Origin of the sequence: Glycomyces sp. NPDC048151 (assembly GCF_043202775.1) — a bacterium.
Classification (GTDB): domain Bacteria; phylum Actinomycetota; class Actinomycetes; order Mycobacteriales; family Micromonosporaceae; genus Glycomyces.
In genome coordinates, this window is record NZ_JBIDBB010000005.1 from 212,531 (window position 1) to 231,719 (window position 19,189).

General features: G+C 72.0%; 14 protein-coding genes. 10 read left to right on the plus strand and 4 right to left on the minus strand.

Features of this window, described 5'->3' with window-relative positions; translation table 11 throughout:
• The first annotated feature begins 2 nt into the window (after positions 1-2).
• Genes ACGGCP_RS13610 through ACGGCP_RS13630 form a run of 5 tightly spaced genes read left to right on the plus strand, consistent with a single transcriptional unit; the run spans position 3 to position 5,904 of the window.
• The gene (locus ACGGCP_RS13610) at positions 3-1,220 is read left to right on the plus strand and encodes an MFS transporter (protein WP_392965555.1); all 1,218 of its coding nucleotides are present in this window, start codon (positions 3-5) and stop codon (positions 1,218-1,220) included.
• Positions 1,217-2,422 (plus strand): glycosyltransferase, encoded by a 1,206-nt coding sequence (locus ACGGCP_RS13615; protein WP_392965558.1) that lies wholly within the window; start codon positions 1,217-1,219, stop codon positions 2,420-2,422. Before ACGGCP_RS13610 ends, ACGGCP_RS13615 begins: the two co-directional genes overlap by 4 nt.
• On the plus strand, positions 2,415-3,497 hold the full coding sequence (locus tag ACGGCP_RS13620) for a hypothetical protein (RefSeq protein ID WP_392965560.1): 1,083 nt from the start codon (positions 2,415-2,417) through the stop codon (positions 3,495-3,497). Before ACGGCP_RS13615 ends, ACGGCP_RS13620 begins: the two co-directional genes overlap by 8 nt.
• Positions 3,494-4,900 carry a cytochrome P450 gene (locus ACGGCP_RS13625; protein ID WP_392965563.1) on the plus strand — a complete coding sequence of 469 codons (1,407 nt, stop codon included), beginning with the start codon at positions 3,494-3,496 and terminating at the stop codon, positions 4,898-4,900. Before ACGGCP_RS13620 ends, ACGGCP_RS13625 begins: the two co-directional genes overlap by 4 nt.
• A complete protein-coding gene (locus tag ACGGCP_RS13630) occupies positions 4,894-5,904 on the plus strand; it encodes a glycosyltransferase (protein WP_392965566.1) in 1,011 nt (336 codons plus the stop codon). The genes ACGGCP_RS13625 and ACGGCP_RS13630 overlap by 7 nt, the downstream gene beginning before the upstream one ends.
• A 42-nt stretch (positions 5,905-5,946) precedes the next feature.
• Here ACGGCP_RS13630 and ACGGCP_RS13635 read toward each other — a convergent pair whose 3' ends face one another.
• Positions 5,947-6,510: an EF-hand domain-containing protein gene (locus ACGGCP_RS13635; RefSeq protein ID WP_392965569.1), complete on the minus strand. Its 564-nt coding sequence runs from the start codon at positions 6,508-6,510 to the stop codon at positions 5,947-5,949.
• Between the two features lie 304 nt (positions 6,511-6,814).
• Between ACGGCP_RS13635 and ACGGCP_RS13640 the strand changes: the two genes are divergently transcribed.
• Genes ACGGCP_RS13640 through ACGGCP_RS13655 form a run of 4 tightly spaced genes read left to right on the plus strand, consistent with a single transcriptional unit; the run spans position 6,815 to position 12,094 of the window.
• Positions 6,815-8,314 carry a hypothetical protein gene (locus ACGGCP_RS13640; protein ID WP_392965572.1) on the plus strand — a complete coding sequence of 500 codons (1,500 nt, stop codon included), beginning with the start codon at positions 6,815-6,817 and terminating at the stop codon, positions 8,312-8,314.
• A gap of 55 nt (positions 8,315-8,369) precedes the next feature.
• On the plus strand, positions 8,370-9,659 hold the full coding sequence (locus ACGGCP_RS13645) for an MFS transporter (RefSeq protein ID WP_392965574.1): 1,290 nt from the start codon (positions 8,370-8,372) through the stop codon (positions 9,657-9,659).
• Positions 9,660-9,716: 57 nt separating this feature from the next.
• Positions 9,717-10,763 (plus strand): AI-2E family transporter, encoded by a 1,047-nt coding sequence (locus ACGGCP_RS13650; protein WP_392965576.1) that lies wholly within the window; start codon positions 9,717-9,719, stop codon positions 10,761-10,763.
• A 44-nt stretch (positions 10,764-10,807) separates the two neighbouring features.
• Positions 10,808-12,094: a hypothetical protein gene (locus ACGGCP_RS13655; RefSeq protein WP_392965579.1), complete on the plus strand. Its 1,287-nt coding sequence runs from the start codon at positions 10,808-10,810 to the stop codon at positions 12,092-12,094.
• On the opposite strand, the gene ACGGCP_RS13660 is transcribed toward ACGGCP_RS13655, so the two are convergent.
• From ACGGCP_RS13660 to ACGGCP_RS13670, 3 genes are all read right to left on the minus strand, one after another.
• Positions 12,084-13,070 (minus strand): TIGR00341 family protein, encoded by a 987-nt coding sequence (locus tag ACGGCP_RS13660; RefSeq protein WP_392965581.1) that lies wholly within the window; start codon positions 13,068-13,070, stop codon positions 12,084-12,086. The genes ACGGCP_RS13655 and ACGGCP_RS13660 overlap by 11 nt on opposite strands.
• A 108-nt stretch (positions 13,071-13,178) precedes the next feature.
• A complete protein-coding gene (locus ACGGCP_RS13665) occupies positions 13,179-15,977 on the minus strand; it encodes an FtsX-like permease family protein (protein WP_392965584.1) in 2,799 nt (932 codons plus the stop codon).
• Positions 15,977-16,693: an ABC transporter ATP-binding protein gene (locus tag ACGGCP_RS13670; RefSeq protein WP_392965587.1), complete on the minus strand. Its 717-nt coding sequence runs from the start codon at positions 16,691-16,693 to the stop codon at positions 15,977-15,979. The genes ACGGCP_RS13665 and ACGGCP_RS13670 overlap by 1 nt, the downstream gene beginning before the upstream one ends.
• A gap of 254 nt (positions 16,694-16,947) precedes the next feature.
• On the opposite strand from ACGGCP_RS13670, the gene ACGGCP_RS13675 reads away from it, so the two are divergent.
• The gene (locus tag ACGGCP_RS13675; protein WP_392966303.1) at positions 16,948-19,179 is read left to right on the plus strand and encodes an RICIN domain-containing protein; all 2,232 of its coding nucleotides are present in this window, start codon (positions 16,948-16,950) and stop codon (positions 19,177-19,179) included.
• The last annotated feature ends 10 nt before the right edge of the window (positions 19,180-19,189 follow it).

Genomic DNA, 19,189 nt, shown 5'->3' on the forward strand with positions numbered 1-19,189 from the left:
GAGTGACCGCGACGCAGGCCCCGCAGGCCAGGACCGGCGGCCTGGGCCTCCTCATCGGCAGCAAGTTCGCCTCCACAGTGGCGTACGCGACCTCCTGGGTCCTGCTGCCGCTCTACGTCTACCAGGAGAGCGGGTCGGCCCTCCTCACCGCGCTCGCCTCGGCCGCCAACGTGCTCCCGTTCCTCCTCTTCGGACTCGTCGCGGGTGCGGCCGTCGACCGCTCCTCCCCGGTGCGCGTCATGGCCTGGACGGAGGTCGCCAACGCCGCCGTCCTCCTGTCCGTCCCGATCCTGGCCGCCCGAGGCGGCGCGGACCCGCTCGTGCTGTGCGCCATCGGCTTCGCCTCCGCGACCGCGTACGTGTGGTTCGACGTCGCCAGCGCCGCCCTCGTCCCGGCCCTGGCCGGGACCGACGGGGTCTTCCGCGCCAACTCCTACCTGTGGATGACCACCACGGTGCTCACCGCCGTCGCCGCGCCGGTCGGGTACTTCCTGCTCGACTCGCTCCGGCTCGGCCCCACGTTCGGGCTCCTCGCCGCCTGCTACCTCGTCTCGGCGGTCCTCATCGCCGCCATCCGGACCGGCCCGCAGGAGACCAGCTCCAGGCCCGAGCCGGGCGCGGTCTGGGCGGGCCTCAAATACCTTGCGGCCCATCCGCTCCTGCGCACCTACACGGCGGTGAACGTCGGCGTCGGCGTGAGCGCCGGGGCCGTCTACGGGATGCTCGTCGTGTTCGCCTCGCGCGCGCTCGGCCTGCCCGGCGACGACTACCGGGTCGCGTGGATCGTCGCCGCCTCCGGCGTCGGCGCGCTGCTCGGAGCGATCGCGGCCCGCCGCTTCAAGGGCGTCCCGCCGATCCCGGCCGCCCGCTGGATGACCGGCCTCGACCTGGCCCTGCTGCTCGCGTACGCCGCCGCGCCGTCGTGGCCGCTCGCCGCCGCGGCGCTCCTGTGCTGGAACACCGTCCACACGTGCTTCCTGGTCGTGGGCATCTCGGTGCGCCAGACGGTGACGCCGCAGCGCCTCCAGGGCCGCGTGAACGCGGTGGGCCGCATGATCGTCTGGGGCTCGGTGCCGCTCGGTACGCTGCTGTGCGGCGCCCTCACCGAGATCGTCGGTCCACGTTGGGCGCTGGCGGCCCTGGGCGCGTTCGCCCTCGCGAGTCTCACTGTCGCACTGCGCGCCCCCAGCGCGCTCGCTCTGGAGAAAGTAGACGCATGACCCAATCCCGCCCGCTGAGGGTGCTGTTCGTCGCCTTCAGCCGTTCCAGCCTCGGCCACGTGACGCGGATGCGCACGGCGGCGCGGCGCTTCGCCGACGCCGGGCACACCGTCGCCGTCGCCGTCCACGAGGAGGTCCGGCATCTCGTGGACCACGCCGGGCTGCAGTGGATCGGCATCGACGAGATCGGGCCCGCCCCGGCCTGGCGCGGCATGAACGACGTGGCGAGCCTGCGCGCGTTCGCCCGCACGCGGCTGGCCAGCCCCATCTACGTGCGCACGTCCCTGCGCGACGAGCTGCGGGCGATCGACGAGTTCGCGCCGGACGCGGTGGTCAGCGACATGCGGAACACCGCCTCGGTGGCGGCTTCTATGCGCGGACTGCCGAGCTTCACCTGCCACAACCTGCGCCTGTTCAAGCACCCGATGCACGCGGTGCTGCCGGAGATCCTGGCGACCCTGGAGGCGGTCGGCGTCGCGCCCGAGCACCGCAGGCCCCTGGGCGACGCGGTGCTCGTGCCGGACCTGCCGCTGCTCGACCCGCTCTCGGACGTCCCTGCGGAGACCGCCGGGCTCATGACGAGCCTGACCTCCGAGATCCGCCACATCGGGCCGCTCGTGCCGCGCGAGCTGCTCGCGCAGCCGGTCCGCGCCGAGCGCGAGCCGGTCCTGAACATCACGCTCGGCGGCTCGGGCGCGGGGGATGAGGACCTGCTGCGCGTCGTCGCGGCCGCGAGCGGCCTCGGCGTGCGGCTCGCGGTGACCCTCGGTGTCGAAGGGCCCGAGAGCGAAGTGCTCGCCGACAAGGTCCGCGCCGCAGCCGGTGACGCGGAGGTCGAGGTCGCGGCGTTCCGGCACGACGCGGTCGACCTGATGTCCCGCAGCGCCGCCGCCGTCGTCCACGGCGGGCACTCGTCGATGATCGAGGGGCTGCTGTGCGCGACCCCGCTGGTGTTCACGCCGCAGTCCGCCGAGCAGCGCGGGAACGCCGCCCGGGTCGCCGGTCTCGGCCTCGGGGCCGTTGTGGCCGAAGATGATCCGAGCGAGACCGTCACGCAGGCGATCAAGGCCGCGCTCGGGGCCGACCGGGACGCGCACGCCGCGTTCGCCTCGGTCCTGCGCTCGGCCGACGGCGCGGGTGCGATGCTCGAACTCGTCGAACGCTCGGTCGCGCTGCACCGTGTGGGAGGTTCCGATGCCTGAGGTGATCCTGTCGACGGCGATCATGACGCACCCGGCCCGCGAGGACCGGGCGCGCAAGCTCGCCGAGTCGCTGCCCGAGCTCAACCCGTCGGTCGTCGTGGACGGCTCCGGGCCCGGCACCGGGAACCTCGGCAACGCCCTGCGCGCCTGGGCCGCAGTGGGGGAGGACGCCACGCACCACCTGGTGCTGCAGGACGACGTGGTGCCGTGCGACGAGTTCGCGGCCCTGGTGCGCAAGGCGGTCCGCGCCCGCCCGGAGACCGCGATCAGCCTGTTCTGCGAGTGGGGTTCGCGCAGCGCGACCCTCGTGCGGGTCGCGGCCCGGCGCGGCTGGGGCTGGGCGCGCGCGGTCGACATGTACACGCCCTCGCAGGGCCTGGTCCTGCCGCGCGAGGCCGCACTCGCGTTCGCGTCCCTTGAGGACACCGGCGGCGCGGACGACCTCGCGCTCGTCGCATTCCTGCGCGGCAGCGGCATCGACAACCTCGTCACCGTGCCGAACCTCCTGGAGCACGACGACCGGCTCAGCTTGACCGCCAACGGCTTCCAGGGCCCGCGCCTCTCGCCGTGCGTCGCGCCCTCCGGTGCCGAACCGGACTTCGACACGCCTGCAGCCGGAACCGGCCTCACCCGCCTGCCGTACGCGTCCTGGATGCGGGTCCACGCCGAGTGGTTCTACTGCGGCGAGTCCCACGACGCCTACACCTGGCTCGGCGAGTTCGGCGACACCCGCCTCCCCGAAGGCTTCCGGAAGGCCGACCTCGCCGATCGCTTCCGCGCCGACCTCGCCGAGGTCGGCGCGTCGCTCCAGCACCAGGTCAGCGAGCTGACGCTCTTCGAGTACTGGACCGTCCACTTCGCTCTCGGCCTCGTCCAGCCCGAGCCCGTCGGCGCACCCGGGCCGTACGCCGAGGCCGCGTTCGCCACCGCGTTCCCCGGACTGTTCCGCCGCTACCTGCCGATGAGCACTGTGGACGCCCTGCGCGGCAGCGCGGGCCGCCTCGCCGCCGCCGCGTTCGAACGCGGCGCGGCCGCCGACATCGAACGCCCGTACCCGGATTGGTGCACCGAGTGAGCGTCCCGGGTCCCGCCCCGCACCGCTGGCTCGGGCGGCGGCGCAACGCCCACGAGTACGCCGTCGACCCTGTCGGCTACACCGCGCGCCTCTACCACGGGTACGGCCCGGTCGCCGGGCTCGTCCACGGCGACCGGCGCCAGGTCTTCGCGTTCGGGCCCGAGCACAACCGCACCGTCCTCACCCGAGGCGACACGTTCCACACCGTGCTCGAATACGCCATCCCCCAAGGCATCCGCGAGGCCCGGCGCGGCATCGGCCTGCTCAACATGAACGGCCCCGAGCACCGCCGGGCCCGCCGCGTCGCCACCCCGTCCTTCAAACCCCAGGCCGCCCTCGCGCACGGCGAACTCATCGCCCGCCTCGCTGCAGAGGAGGTCGACTCGTGGACGCCCGGCGAGCCCTTCGACCTGACCGACCGGATGCGCCGCCTCACCCTGCGAATCGCGTGCCTGTGCTTCTTCGGCGTCGACATCGCCGAGCGCGCCGACCACATCGGACGCATGGTCCAGGACATGCTCGCCCTGCGCTACTTCGCCTCCTCGATCCGGTACTTCCCGTTCGACCTCCCCGGCACCCCGTACCGGCGGCTGCTCACCGTCATCCGCAGGCTCGACGACGCGCTCGCCGACATCATCGACACCCGCCGCGCCGGAACCGGCGCCCCCGACCTCCTCCAGTCCCTCATGGACGCCCGGGGCGAGGACGGCGAGCGCTTCGACGACGACCAGCTCGTCGGCCAGCTCACCACCCTCCTCGTCGCCGGGCACGAGACCTCCTCCAACACCCTCGCGTGGACGCTCCTGCTGCTCTCCCAGCACCCGGCCGAACTCGACAAGCTCCTCGCGCAGATCCCCGAACGGAACCCCGGCACCCCGGCCGGACCCGACTTCCCCCAGAGCCTCGACCACACCCTCAAAGAGGTCCTGCGGCTCCTGCCGCCCGGCCCCAACACCGCGCGGATCGCCGTGGAGCCCACCGCGATCGGCGGCCACGAGATCCCCGCCTGGTGCCAGGTCGTCACCAGCAAGTACGCCACCCACCGCGACCCGGCGGTCTTCCCCGAACCCCTCCGGTTCCGGCCCGCCCGCTGGGAGACCCTGCGCCCCAGCCTGTACGAGTACCTGCCGTACGGGGCCGGACCGCACGCGTGCATCGGCGCCGCGTTCGCCGACACCGAGATGAAGGCCGTCCTCGCCGCCGTCCTCGGCCGGTACCGCATCGACCCGGTCCCCGGCACGACCGTGTCCAGGCAGGTCGGACTCATGATGGCCCCCAAAGGACCCGTGCCGGTGGTCGCGCGCCCCCGCACCGACCCGGCCCCGCCCCCCACCGCGGTCGCCGGCGACCTGCACGAGATGGTGGACCTCGACGGCGAGACCCGATGGAGGCTCGGATGGTAACGGAACCCGACGTCAGCCTGGTCATGGCGACCTGCGACAAGCGCGAATACCTCGCGCTCACGCTCGCCTCCCTGCTCGCGCAGACCTACCGGCGCTTCGAAGTCGTCGTCTGCGACGACGGCACGCGAGGCGGCGTCGCCGACCTCGTCGACCCGCTCCGCGACCGGCTCGCGATCACCCTCGTCACCCAGGAGAACCGCGGCCGCGCGGCCGCCCGCAACGCCGCCCTCGAACGTGCCCAAGGCGACCTGGTCGTCTTCATAGACGACGACCGCATGGCCGCCCCCGGCTTCGTCGCCGCCCACGTCGCCGCCGCACCGGACGACTCCCACGGGGTCATCGGCTGGAAGCGCCGCGCCCTCACCTGGTGGCGGCCCGGCGTCCTCCCCATCGGCGAAGACGACCTCATCCGGCTCACCATGCGCGCCGGATCCTCAGCGGCCCTGCGCGAACCGATCCGCTTCCTCGAACCCGACGCGCTCGCCGCCGACCCCGAGGCTGCGCTCAAACGGGTCGAACTCGGCGACGAACCCGACAACTACCACGCGATCGTCGAGCAGTACGGCACCGGCCTCGACGGCTTCCGCTTCGGCTGGGCCCTCGCCACCACCGCGAACCTCGCCGTCTCCCGCGAGGCCGTCGCGAAGGCCGGGGGCTTCGACGAGACCTTCACCGGCTGGGGCCTGGAGGACACCGACCTCAGCTACCGCCTCCACCGCCTCGGCGTCCGCTTCACCATCGACACCGCAGCCGTCAACTACCATCAGATCCACCCGCTCGCCGACCCCAACCCCGTTGTGGCGCAGCGGATCATGCGCGCCCAGCTGATGAAGAACCTCGACCACTTCTGCCGCAGGCACCGCGCCCTCGACGCGTACCTGTTCCGGCGGCGCTGGGAGCACGCCATGACCCTCGCCGAGGCCGACCGGCTCCTCAAGCTCGTCGAGGCCGAACCGGACCCGCTCCTGCGCGGCGAACTCGAGGCGCTCTACGCGGACAGATGAGGCCCCGGGGCAGCGCCCCGGGGCCTTCAGGAGGTGTTCCCGTCAGAAGTCCGCCGGGGACAGTATCGGGCTGCCGACCTTCCCCATGAGGTCGTTCGCCGGGTGGTTGCGGTCGCTGCCGAGGAAGAACGCGAAGATCGCGCTGCGCCACTCGTCCGGCGAGATCCGGTTGTCGTGGTCGGCGTCGAGGTACTCGAACACGCGGTGGCTCTCCTGGTAGTCCACGCCGTTCCAGTTGCGCAGGAGCTGCACGAACTCGCCGGAGCTGATGAGTCCGTCGCCGTCCGCGTCGGCGATCGCGAAGTACGCGTCCGCGATCGAGGCGAGCTTCGCCGCCGCCACGATCTGGTCGGCCAGCATGTGCTCGGCGAGGGCGGCCCGCAGCTGCCTGCGGTTGACGCGCCCTTCCTCGGGGTCGGCCTTCGGCAGGATGAACTCGGTCCACAGCCGCTGCGTGGCCTCGCGCAGCTCCAGGCCCATCGGGCTCTCGACCGGGACGCCGCGCGCGCCCAGGACGCGGGCGGCCGCGTCGTTCAGGTTCGCCTCGGTGATGTAGTCGTTCCCCTCGGTGTCGAGCGTGTCGAACCAGCGGTCGAATTTGGTCAAGCGGACCCTGCCGATGACCGCGGTCCGCCTGGACCTGGCCGCGATGACCACGGCCGCCCCCGCGGCGACCGCCGTAGCCGCGGCTCCGACTGCCAGTGCTCTGGATTTCGCCTTCATGGATCTCCCGTTCCTCTTCGGTGGTCCGGATCCCGTACGGGAATGTCCGGTTTCCTGTCCAGGTCGGATCGTGCCACGGCAGGCGCCGCAAGGGGTCTGAAACGGGCGATCCGGCCCACGGGCCGGGACCGGTCCCGAGGGACCGGTGCTCCACTGGGACGGTCCCGACGCCCCGAGGAGTGCCGCCATGGAACCCCAGCCGACGACCGCGCCGCCCGCCCCGCCCGCGCGCCCCGCGAGACCCCGCCCGGCGGCCGACCCGGTCGTCGCCATCGCCGGGAACGCCACCATGCTCGGCCTCGGCTACCTCGCGATGCGCCGCCCGATCCTCGCGGCGCTCGCCTTGTGCGGCACCGGGTTCCTGGTGTGGTCGGCCGCCGTCCAGACCGAGAACCCGCTGTGGCGGTACCTGCTCCCCGCCTGGGGCCTGGCCATGGTCGTCCACGCCTGGTGGCTCACCCGCCGCACCCGCATCGTCCCGTTCGTCGACCTGGTCGAGCCCGACCCGGCCCGCCGCCCCCGCGTCTTCGCCGTCACCGCCGCCGCCCTCGTCCTGCTCACCGTCGCCTGGTTCCGCCTCGACGCGTGGTGGATCGCCCACGACGCCGAGACCGCCCACGCCGCGGGCGACTGCGAGGACGCCACCGCCGCGCTCGACCAGCTCGACGCCGTCCACCGGGTCGCCAACGGCCCCGCCGTCCTCCGCGGCGAGGAAGCGCACGACGCCTGCGACCTCCTCCTCGCCGCCCTCGACGCCCCGCCCACCGAAGCCGCCGAGACCATGGCGACCTACCTCGACCACCCCGGCGCGCGCTGGGACGGCGCAGGCCCCAAACGCGCCGAGTTCCTCCTCGAAGCCGCCCTCCTTGACGCCAACCCCGACCTTACCGCCGTCGAAGACGCGTTCACGCAGTTCACGACCACCCTCGCCGACCACCCCGGCCAGTCCGGCGCCGTCCGGACCACGGTCGAAGGCTTCATGACCGGCCTCGCCGAAGCCCCGCCTTGCACCGGCTACCTCGTCGACGACTGGATCGCCGCCCAGACCTGGGACGCGGAGGAGATCGCCGCGCCGATCGCGGCCGCCGCCGCCGAAGTGCCGCTCCGCCTGCTCGCCTGCGCCGAGGAGTACGCCGAAGCCGACGCCGACAGCGGCGGCGTCCTCTTCCGCGAGTTCCTCACCCGCTACCCCGACCACGAGCGCGCGGGCGAAGCCGCCGACGGCGTCCTCGCCTCCGGCACCTACTGCGCGAACCCCGCCGCCTACCCCGCAGCCCCCGACCCCGGCGGGCCCGGCCCCCACCCCATGCAGCTCGCCGGCACCTGGGGATCCGAGGGTCGCGGCTTCCCCGACTCCTGGCTCGCGACCACCGCCGCCGAGACCGCGCTCGTCGTCTGCGTCGACGCCGAAGTCGGCGAGTTCCAGGAGTCCTGCCAGTACCAGCGGCCCGACGGCAGCACCTACTGGGCCACGTTCTTCGCCCACCGCTTCACCATCAAGGCCTACGCGCTCCAGACCGGCGAACTCGTCGAGGACTACGCCCGCGAGATCGGGAACCCGTGCCCGAACACGCTCGACGGCACGTTCAACACCATCTCGTTCTTCATCTCCGACACCGCCATGTCCATGGCCTCCGAGTACACCGACGAGCAGTTCCGGAACATGTTCGCCCCGCTCCAAGACTGAAGCCGGTTCGCCCGAAGCCGTCCGCCGCGACCCCCCGAGCCCTTACCTTCGAGCGATGGCGAAGCTCAACCGGCCCGTGGCGGTCGCGGCGTTCGGCACCGTCCTGGAGTGGTACGACTTCAACCTGTACCTGTACATGACGCCGATCCTCAGCGTCGTGTTCTTCGGCGACGCCGAGCAGTCCGTCCTGTGGGCCCTCGGCACCTTCGCCGCCGCCTACCTCCTGCGCCCGGTCGGCGCGCTCGTCTTCGGCTGGATCGGCGACCGCTACGGCCGCCGCTTCGCCCTCCTCGTCTCCGTCACCCTCATGACCCTCGTCATGTTCGCCACCGCGCTCCTGCCCACCGCCGCCACCGCCGGAGCCCTCGCCGGAGGCCTCCTCATCACCGTCCGCTGCTTCACCTCCCTCTCCGTCGGCGGCGAGTACACCGGCTCGCTCACCTACGTCGTCGAAAGCGTCTCCGACGGCCACCGCGGCCTCGCCGCCTCCGTCACCGCCGGAGCCAGCGGCCTCGGCGCGCTCGCCGCCGCCGGAGTCACCGCCGCCTGCACCCACGCCTTCGGCACCCCCGCCATGCAGGACTGGGCCTGGCGCATCCCCGTCCTCACCGGAGCCGTCCTCGGCATCGTCCTGTTCGTCCTCCGCTTCTTCCTGCCCGAGACCGAGGCCTACCACCGCATCAAGGACACCGTGAAGACCAGCCCCGCCACCCGCGTCGTCGTCGGCCAGGGCTCCGCCGTGTGGCGCACCTTCGCGATCTCCGCCCTCGGCTCGGTCACCTACTACGTCGGCGTCACCTACCTCCCGACCTACCTGGACGGCGTCACCGACATCGGCGAAGCGCGGCTCCTCGACATCGCCACCGTCGCGGCCCTCGGCATCGTGATCGTCTCGCCCCTCTTCGGCTGGCTCTCCGACCTGCTCGGACGCCGCCCCGTCATGACCGCCCTCGCCGCCGCCACCGCGCTCGGCTCGATCCCGCTGTTCCTGTTCTCCGGCAGCGGCTCCGAACCCGCGGCGGTCGCCGGATCGATCGCGCTCGCCGTCCTCGCCGCAGGCGTCAGCGCCGTCGCCGCCGCGATGATCCCCGAGCAGTTCGCCGCCATGGGCCGCATGACCGGCCTCGCCCTCGGCTACAACCTCGCCGCCGCGCTCGTCGGCGGCCTCGCGCCCCTCATCGCCCAACTGCTCTTGGAGGCCACCGGCCTCAAGGCCTCCCCGGCGTTCCTCGCCGTCGCCATCGGCGTCCTCGTCATCCCCGTCGTCCTGCGCTGCCGCGAGACCGCCCGAGCCGGACTCCACGACTTCGCGCCCGTCCCCGAACTCGGCAAGACCGGCGTGTAGCTGCGCTGCGGCCCCCGCCGAACCCATAATCGTTCCCACCGGCCCACAGGAGGCGACATGGGGGAGGAGCGCGCGGGCGGCTCCGGCAGGGCGATGCTCGCCCTCGCGGCGATCGTCGTCGTAGCCGCAGGCGTCAAGCTCGCCGCCTGGATCATCGCGCCGCTCATGCTCGCCCTCGTCCTGGTCGTCGTCGCCAGTCCCGCCCGGCGCTTCCTCATCGCACGCGGCTGGCCCCGCTGGGCCGGGACCCTCGCCGCGCAGGCCGTGCTCGTCGCCATCGTCCTCGCGTTCGCCCTCGTCCTCACCATCGCCGTCGCCCAGCTCTCGGCGCTCGCCCTCGACTACGGCGACGAGGCCGCCGCCCTCCGCGACAACCTGGAGGAACGCCTCGCTGCGGCGGGCGTCGGCGGCGGCGAAGGCGCCGCGCTGGCCTCCAAACTCGACTTCGGCACCCTCGTGAACGCCGTGACCGCGCTCCTGGGCTCCGTCACCTCCGTCGCGGCCGCCCTGTTCCTCATCCTCGGCGTGCTGCTGTTCATGGCCCTGGACGCGGGCGGCTTCGGCTCCCGCCTCGACGCCGTCGCCCGCACCCGCCCCGGACTCGCGCGCGGCCTGCGGACGTTCGCCTCCGGCACCCGCCGCTACCTCCTGGTCGCCACGGTCTTCGGCTTCGCGGTCGCGGTGCTCGACGGCGTCGCGCTGTGGCTGCTCGGCGTCCCGCTCCCGCTCCTGTGGGCGCTGCTCGCGTTCATCACGAACTACATCCCGAACATCGGCTTCGTCATCGGGCTCGTCCCGCCCGCGCTCCTCGCCCTCCTCGACGGCGGCCTCGCGACCTTCCTGTGGGTCGTCGTCATCTACTGCGCCGTCAACGTGGTGCTCCAAGTCCTGATACAGCCCAAGGTGGTCGGCGACAGCGTCGACCTCTCGGCCACAGTGGCGTTCGTGTCGGTGATCGCCTGGGCCTGGCTCCTCGGCGGCATCGGCGCGATCCTCGCCATCCCGCTCACGCTCCTGGTGAAGTACACGCTCATCGACGCCGACCCCCGCACGGTCTGGGTCGGCGCCCTTATCGACGCGAACACGCCGAAGCGCCGCCGCTGACGACTTAGGCTCTGGGAGCAACAGTGCACTGAGGAGGGTCGACCATGTCCGACGCAGCCTTGAACGAGTCCGAGCGCGCCGAACTCGAGCGCCTTCGCGCACAGGTCGTCAGGACCGGCCGGGGCGGCCGCGCCGCCCGCTGGGCCGGCGCGGTGACGCTGCTCGTGCTCGCCGCTGTCGTCCTGGTCCTCGCGTCCGTCACCGTCTTCGCGCGCAACGAGGTGCTCAACACCGACCGCTTCGTCGAGACCATGCAGCCCCTGTACACCGACGAGGAGGTGCGCGCGGCAGTCGAGTACCGCGTGGGCGCCGCCATCGACGAGGCCGTCGACACGAAGGCCCTGGTCGCCGAGGCCCTCGACACCCTGGAGACCAGGGGCGCGCCTGACGCGCTCAGCCGCCTCTCCGGGCCCCTCGCCTCCGGCATCGACTCGTTCATCGACAAGCAGGTCCACACGGTCGTCTACTCCGACCAGTTCACCGAGCTGTGGCGCGACGCGACGCGCGGCGCGCACACCGCGCTTGTCGCCCTCCTCGAAGGCACCGGCACCACGCTCCAGATCCAAGGCGAAGACCTCGTCCTCGACCTCGCGCCCGTCCTCGAACGGGTCAAGGAACGCCTCGTGGACGGCGGCTTCGGTCTCGCCGAACGCATCCCGGCGATGTCCGTGTCCTTCACGATCGCCAAATCGGAGGCGTTCCCGAAGCTCCAGACCGCAGCCACGCTCCTCGACGCGGCCGCGTGGATCCTGCCGATCGCGGGCCTCGCGCTCCTCGCCGCCGGGATCGCGATCGCCCCGAACCGCCGGCGCGGCCTGCTCATCGGCGCGCTCTGCCTCGCGGGCGGGATGCTGCTCCTGTCCGCCGCGCTCGTCGTCGGCCGCGGCGCCTACCTCGCCGGTCTCGGCGACGCGGTGCACTCGACAGCCGCCGCCGGGAACGTCTACGACACCGTCACCCGCTTCCTCAAGAGCGGCGCGCAGACCATCACCGTGCTCGCGCTCATCGTCGCCCTGGCCTGCTGGATCCTCGGCCCCGGCACGGCCGCGCGCGCTGTCCGCAGGCTCGGCGTCCGGGGTCGCGACGCCGCCGCCCGGGGCCTCGCGGGCGCGGGCCTCACCTTCGGCGCGGTCGGCGGCTTCGTCCAGCGCTACCGGCGCGGGATCGAATTCGCCCTGGTGTTCGCGGGTCTGCTGTGGATCGTCCTGTGGCGGTACCCGGGCGTCTCCGGCGTCATCACGGTCGCGATCGTCGTCGCCGTGCTCGCGCTCGTCGTCGAGGTCGTCGCCCGCACCGCCGTCGAGTCCGAGACCGCCGCCGTCACTCGCTGAGGCGTTCGCCGACCGTGTGCACCACCGTCACGTCAGGGTCGGTGGGCAGCGCCTGGTCCACCGCGTCCTGCAAGACGGCCACGTCGGGGAGGTCCTCCGGGCTGCGGACCTCGACGATCAAACCGTGCCCGCTCCAGGTCACCTCGCTGACCTCGGCTTCGGGGATGTCGCTGACCCACGCGGCGGCGAGGGCTTGGACCTGGTCGGCCCACAGGGAGGTCATGGTGTTGAGCGTCATCGGGACGCCGACCGCGACCAGCACGACCGCGAGCGCGGCGTAGGCGCGGCCCCGCCAGCGCGCGCCCGCCGACTCGGAGGACTCGCGCGCGTACCCGGCGGCCATGAGCACCACGACCGCCGCGATGATGAGCACGACCATGTTGGAGGCGAACAGGACCAGCGCGCCGAGCGCGAGTTCCGGTTCGCGGGAGCCGAGGCACACCCCGACGACGCCGAGCGGCGGCACGAGGGAGATGGCGATGGCGACGCCGGGCAGGACGTCGCCGACGTCCCTGCGGGTGAGCGCGATCGATCCGGCGAACCCGGTGGCGACTGCCGCGACGAGGTCGGTGAGGGTCGGCGAGACGCGGCCGACGACCTGCGAGTTCGTGAGCACGCTCGTCGGGTTGGGCATGATCAGCGCGACCAGGATGCCGATGGCCACCACCGCGGCCACGCTCGCGAGCACGTAGGCCAGCGAGCGCCCGACGAGCGCGGCGCTGCCGGTGACGATGCCGAGGCCCACGGCCAGGATCGGCGTGGAGAGCGGGGCGACGATCATCGCGCCGATGACGGTGGCGGTCGAGTCGCCGATGACTCCGGCGGTGGCGATGACCCCGGCGAGGACCAGCATCGCCCAGTACCCGGAGCGCTTGGCGGCGCGGTCGCCGTCGCCGAGGTCGATGCGGTCGTGCAGCTCGGAGAGCTCGCGCCGCTGGGTCGCGGGAATCAATGCGCCGATCATGACCACTACCATCCACTATGGGGTAAATGCGGGGATCGTACTGGAGCCTCCCGCCGCGGGGCGGGAGACGCGCAGGAGGGCCCGGCCGCGAACGCGGCCGGGCCCCTGTCTTCTTGATCCCTAAGCGATCCGGCGTTCGCTCGGGAGCGTCGCCTTGGTGAAGAGGACCGCGCCGATCGCGGCGGTGAGCGGTACCGCGAGGAGCATGATCGCGAAGCTCGCCCACGGCAGCTCCCATCCGTACAGCGACGGGAACGGGTACTGGAGCTGCAAGGGGCGGTTCAGCGTCTCGCGGATGAGCGCGTAGCCGATGAATCCGGCGAGGGTGCCGAGCCCGGTGCCGAACACCGCGATCACCACCGTCTGCCACATCGCGAACCGCTTGCGCAGGCTGGGTGCCGCGCCGATCGCGCCGAGCGTGGACATGTCGCGCCGCTGCTCGGCCACGATCAGGCCCGTCGACACCGCGGTGGCCCCCAGTGCGATCAGTGCGCAGAGCCCGGTCACGCCGATGACGAAGTAGGTCATGAACGGGTCGGTGTAGTCGACGACCTCGAAGGTCGCGAACGCGTCGCCGTCGGCGATCTCGCGGTTGAGGGCGGCGCTCAGCGCCTCCACGTCGGCGGCTTCGGGCTCGGTCGAGCTCGACACCAGGTACAGCCGGTGCCAGGGGGAGTGCTCCAGGCCCATCGCCTCGGCCGCGCCGGGGCCGATGAGCATCCCGTTGACGCCGAGCTGGCCCTTCTCGACGGCCACGGCGGGTAGTTCGAGGAGCGTGTCCTGCGTTTCGGACGAGCCGCCTTCCTCGTCCCAGATCGTGATCTGCTGTTCGAGGGAGACCGTGCCGGCGTCGGTGACGGCCCACGGGTCGGCGACGATGACGCCGCCCTGCTCGAGCACGGCGACCGCCTTGTCGAGTTCGGCGCCTTCGAGATCGGTGTAGGCGGCGACGACCTCGGGGTCGGTGCTCCCAGCGAGGTCGCCGGTGTAGGCCCACTGCGGGTCCACGGCCTCGTCGCAGCGCGGGTCCTTCCGCGCGGCCTCGATGGCGGCCTCCGTCGCCTCGTCGGTCGAGGTGTCGGCGCTCCAGTAGGAGCACTGGTTCTCCTCGGGGCGGACGGCGGCCCAGGTGCAGTCGACGTCCTGGCCCTCCTGCGGCGTGACGTCGCCGCACCCGCCCCAGCCCGAGTACTCGGGGACGTAGGTCAGTTCGAGGTCGTTCAGCCGCGAGTCGAGCTGCGGCTCGACCTCGGCGAGGGCCGCGTCCCAGTCGAGGTCGGCGGCGGCGTCGCTGCCGCCGTTGTTGACGATCGAGAGCGTCATGGTCCCTTGGGGGAGTTCCCGGTCCAGCTCCTGCGAGTACCGGACGGATTCGGCGGTGACGATCATCGAGAACGCCATGCCGCCCGCGACGACGCCGAGGACGGCGGCGATGGCGGGGGCGGCCGAGCCGCGGTTGCGGCCCGCTTCGCGCAGCGCCAGGCGGGGTGCGAGCGGCAGCCAGCGGCCGAGCTTCGCGGTGAGCGCGAGGAGCGCCGGGGTGCAGGTGACCAGGCCGAGCTGGGCCAGGACGATCGCGGTCGCCATGAGCGGCAGGCTCCACAAGGCGACGCCGCCGATGCCCGCGGCGATGCCCGCCGCGACCATGGCGAGGCCGGTGATCATCCACCGCTTCGAGTTGCCGTGCATCGGCGTGCGCCCCATGAGTGCCGCGATGACGTTGACGCGGGAGGCGCTGATCGCGGCGGCGAGCGCCGAGAGCAGGCCGGTGGCGATCGCGACGCCGACGAGCGAGGCCTGCATGGCGGGCATGACGCGCAGCCCGGCGCTGCGGTGGCCGATGAGCTGCTCCAGCCACGGCATCGCGGCGGCGACGAGGCCGACGCCGATCGCGATGGCGACGAACGCGGCGATGAGGCCGAAGAGGACGCCGCCCGCGAGCACGACCCTGCGGACCTGGGCGGGCGTCGCGCCGTTGGCGCTCATGAGCGCGAACTCGCGGGTGCGGCGGCGGGCGCTGATCGCGAACGCCGGTCCCGCCAGGAGCACGACCTCCATGACGACGGCGACCACGATGAGCCCGTAGATCATGAGCTCGGCGCTGTCGGCCGCCATCGAGGACTCGACGTACCCGGATGAGCCCGGCTGGTCGAGCAGCGATCCGGCCCAGACGGTCACGCCCATCTCGTTGAGCGCGAGCGCCTGGTCGATGGTGAGCGTGTCGGGGGTGTCCAGGAGCCAGCCGTAGGTCTCGGACTCGAACGACGTCGCGATCGCGAGGGGCTCGTTGAGGTTCCAGGGGATCTCGACGACGCCGCTGACCGGCATGGTCTCGCCGCCGTCCAGCACCAGGTCGTCGCCGACGCCGATGCCGAGCAGGTCGGCCGCGGCTTCGTTGACGACGGTCTCGCCTTCCTGCGGCGCATCGCCTTCGAGGTATTCGAGTCCCGCCGCCGTGTACAGGCCGTTGCCCAGGTCGTAGCCGTAGCCCCGCAGCTGCGCGAGCCCGTCGGCGCTCTCGGCCTGGAGCGACGCGCCGACATTGGACTGGTGGCTGTAGGGCGCGAGGCTCGATCCGGCCGGGAGCGCGGCGAGGATGTCGGCTTCGCCCACGGGCGTCTCGGGGATCTCGTCGAAGCCCTGGTCGCCGGGCACGTCGTACGAGATCCACTGGGAGTCCCAGTTCATCTGCTCGATCGGGATGCCGGGGAGCACGACCTCGATGTACGCGTCGTTCGAGCCGAGGTACTGCTCCGCGGTCTCCTCCTCGTCCAGCACGGACGTGTCGTACGCGGTGGCGCCGATGGCGACGCCGAGGAGCGGGAGGCCCAGGAGGGTGATCGACAGGGCCGACCGTCCCTTGTAGCGCAGGGCTTCGCGGCGCGCGATCCTGAAGGCGAGTCGATGGCTTGCGAGCATCACTGCGCCCCTTCGAGAAGCGTTTCGGCCCCGGCCTTGACGGCGGTGTCGACGATGCGTCCGTCTTGGAGGTAGACGACCCGGTCGGCCCATCCTGCGTGTCTTGCGTCGTGGGTGACGAGGAGTCCGGCGGCTCCGGCGTCGCAGCGGCGGCGCAGGAGTTTGAGGACTTCTTCGCCGGTGTGGGAGTCGAGGGCGCCGGTGGGTTCGTCGGCGAGGACGAGGCGTCGTTCGCCGATGAGGGCGCGGGCGATGGCGACGCGTTGGGCTTGGCCGCCGGAGATCTCGTCGGGGAAGCGGTCGGCCTGTTTGGTGTCGAGGCCGACTTCTTCGAGGGCGGCGAGGGCGAGCTTGCGGGCCTTGCCTGCGGAGAGCCCGTCGAGTTCCAAAGGCAGGGCGGCGTTCTCGGCGGCGGTCAGGGACGGGACGAGGTTGTAGTCCTGGAAGACGTAGCCGACGCTGCGCCTGCGGAGTCCGGCGAGTTGCTTCTTGTTCAACGATGCGAGGACGGTGCCTTCGACGAGGACTTCGCCTGTGGTGGGGGCGTCGAGGCCTCCGGCGAGGTTGAGGAGGGTCGACTTGCCGGACCCGGAGGGGCCCATGATGGCGACGAGTTCACCGGCGTCGATGGTGAGCTCGGCGTCGACGAGGGCGTGGACGAGGTTCTCGCCCGAGCCGTGGGTGCGGCTCACGCCTTTCAAGTGCAGCACAGACATTGGGACATCACCGGTTCTCTCGGAGGGTGGACGGAGGTGCTGCCGCGAAGCATACGCAGTAGGCCATATCGAGTATGCAACCGGGTCGCCCCTGCCGTCAATCGCGCTTTCGATCGAGGAGTGGACAAGGGTCTATGTTTTCGAAAACATTTCTGTTAGGTTGAGCCACGGAACTAGACCGAGGGACGGCCGGGGGTTGCCCGCGCCGCGCCCGAAGACCCCTGTGAGGAGTGGCGATGAAGCCCAGGAGACAGATGTGGTGGAGGGCCTTCGCGGCCCTCCTCGCGGCGGCGGCACTGGTGCTCGCGCCGTCGGCGCCCGCCCAGGCGTACAACCCGATGGGCGGGGTCCTCTACGACCTCGGCGACCGGGACTGCCTGAAGGGCCTCGGGAACTGCGCGGTCTACCCGAAGGCCGCGCAGCTGCCGAGCGGAAGACTGGTGGCGGCCTTCGAGAACGCGGTCGTCGCGCCCTCGGGCAGCGCCGACGGGGAGACCCTCCCGGTCTACAAGAGCGACGACCTCGGCACGAGCTGGCAGCACCTCGCCGAAGTGCCCGCCCCCGCGTACCTCTCGAGCGACCCCGCGTACGACCGGTACATCAGCCACTGGGGCAGCCCGTACCTGTACGCGCTCCCGCAGCAGGTCGGGAACCTCTCCTCGGGGACACTGCTGCTCGCCAGCATCGTTACCGGCGACGACCACTACTACCTCGAACGCAAAGCGGCCGACCCGAACTGGGTGCCCAACAACGACGGCGACCGGTCCGACATGGCGCTCGCCCTCTACGCCAGCAACGACCAAGGCGCGTCCTGGCGGGTCGTGAACATCATCGCCACGGGCGGCTGGCAGGGCGGCAGCGCCGGGGCGATCGGCGTGAACGTCGCCGCCGCGAACACCTACCGGCAGGTCGACCCCATCTGGGAGCCGTTCCTGATGGTCTACAACAACCAGCTGGTGGCGTACTACTCCGACGAGAACGACTACATCGGCGTCGACGCGAACGGCGTACCGATCCTCGACCCCGCCAACGCCACTGGAGCCGACTCGCACAACCAGATCCTCGTCCACAAGACCTGGAACGGCACGAGCGCCGCCTGGTCCGCGCCGGTCGTCGACGTGGCGGGTCTGAACGAGACCTCGGGAGGCAAGACCTTCATCGGCGGCGGGCGGCCGGGCATGACCACGGTCGCGCCCACGTCGGACGGCAAGTGGCTCTTGACCTACGAGTACTGGGGCGGCGGCTCGAACGTCCGCTACAAGATCGCGAACAGCCCGCTCGACTTCAGGAACACCGGCGGCCAGGCCGGTACGGCGGTCGGCGGCCTCCCGGTCGAGGCCGGGTCCCGCGCGCTGTCGACCGGCGGCAGCCCGGTCCTCATCGGACTCCCGGACGGCCGGATCGTCTACAACGCCTCCGGCAGCGGCAGCGTCTGGGTGAACGAGACCGGTTCGAGCACGGGCGCGTGGACCGAGCACCAGACGAACATCGGCGCGGGCTACAGCCGCACGCTCCAGTACGTCGAAGGCACCGGCCGCGTCGTGATCCTGCAGGGCACGTGGGGCGGGCCGACGAGCGCGGCCGTCATCCGCTTCGGCGAAGTCGACCTCGGCGACTCCGACGGCGACTACTACCGGCTGGTGAACCGCCGGAACGGCCAGGTCCTCGGGACCGGCGGCAACACCAACGACGCGAACTTCGGCAACGGCGACGTGCCCGACGTGGTGTTGGAGGACGCGGGCGCGACGCCGGTCCCGGACACCCAGTTCTGGCACCTGCAGACCAAGGGCGGCCAGTCGGTGACGCTGCTGAACAAGTCCGGCGGCCGCGCGGCGGGCATCTGGACCGGGAACGCCACCGCTGGGCAGCGCATCGGCCAGTGGGTCGACAACACGGCGACGGGCACATGGAACCTCGTGGCGACCAGCGGCGGCTACTACCGCCTCCAGTCGACCGCGAACACGAGCCTGTACCTGACCGGCGGCGCCGACGGCGCGGCGGCCACGTTGCAGCCGTTGAACGCCGACGGGTCCCAGGAGTGGCTGCTGTCCGAGGCCGCGCCTACCGGCGCGGTCACCTTGGCGGCCAGGCATTCCGGGAAGTGCGTGGACGTGCTCAACGCGTCGACCGCGAACGGCGCGGAGACCGTCCAGTACGCGTGCAACGGGGGAGCGAACCAGGAGTGGTCGTTCCAGAGCCTCGGCAACGGCTACTACCGGATCGCGGTCGGCCACTCGGGCAAGTGCCTCGACGTGACCGGCGCTTCCACGGCCGACGCCGCGCGCGTCGTGCAGTGGACCTGCGGGAACGGCCTGAACCAGCAGTGGGAGGTGCGCGACTCGGGCAGCGGCTACGTGCGGCTGGTGGCCCGCCACAGCGGCAAGTGCCTCGACGTGCCGTCGAGCGCGACCGCTGACGGCACCCGCCTGCAGCAGTACGCGTGCAACGGCGGCCAGAACCAGCAGTTCGCCTGGAGCGCGGCCTAAGTGAACCGGG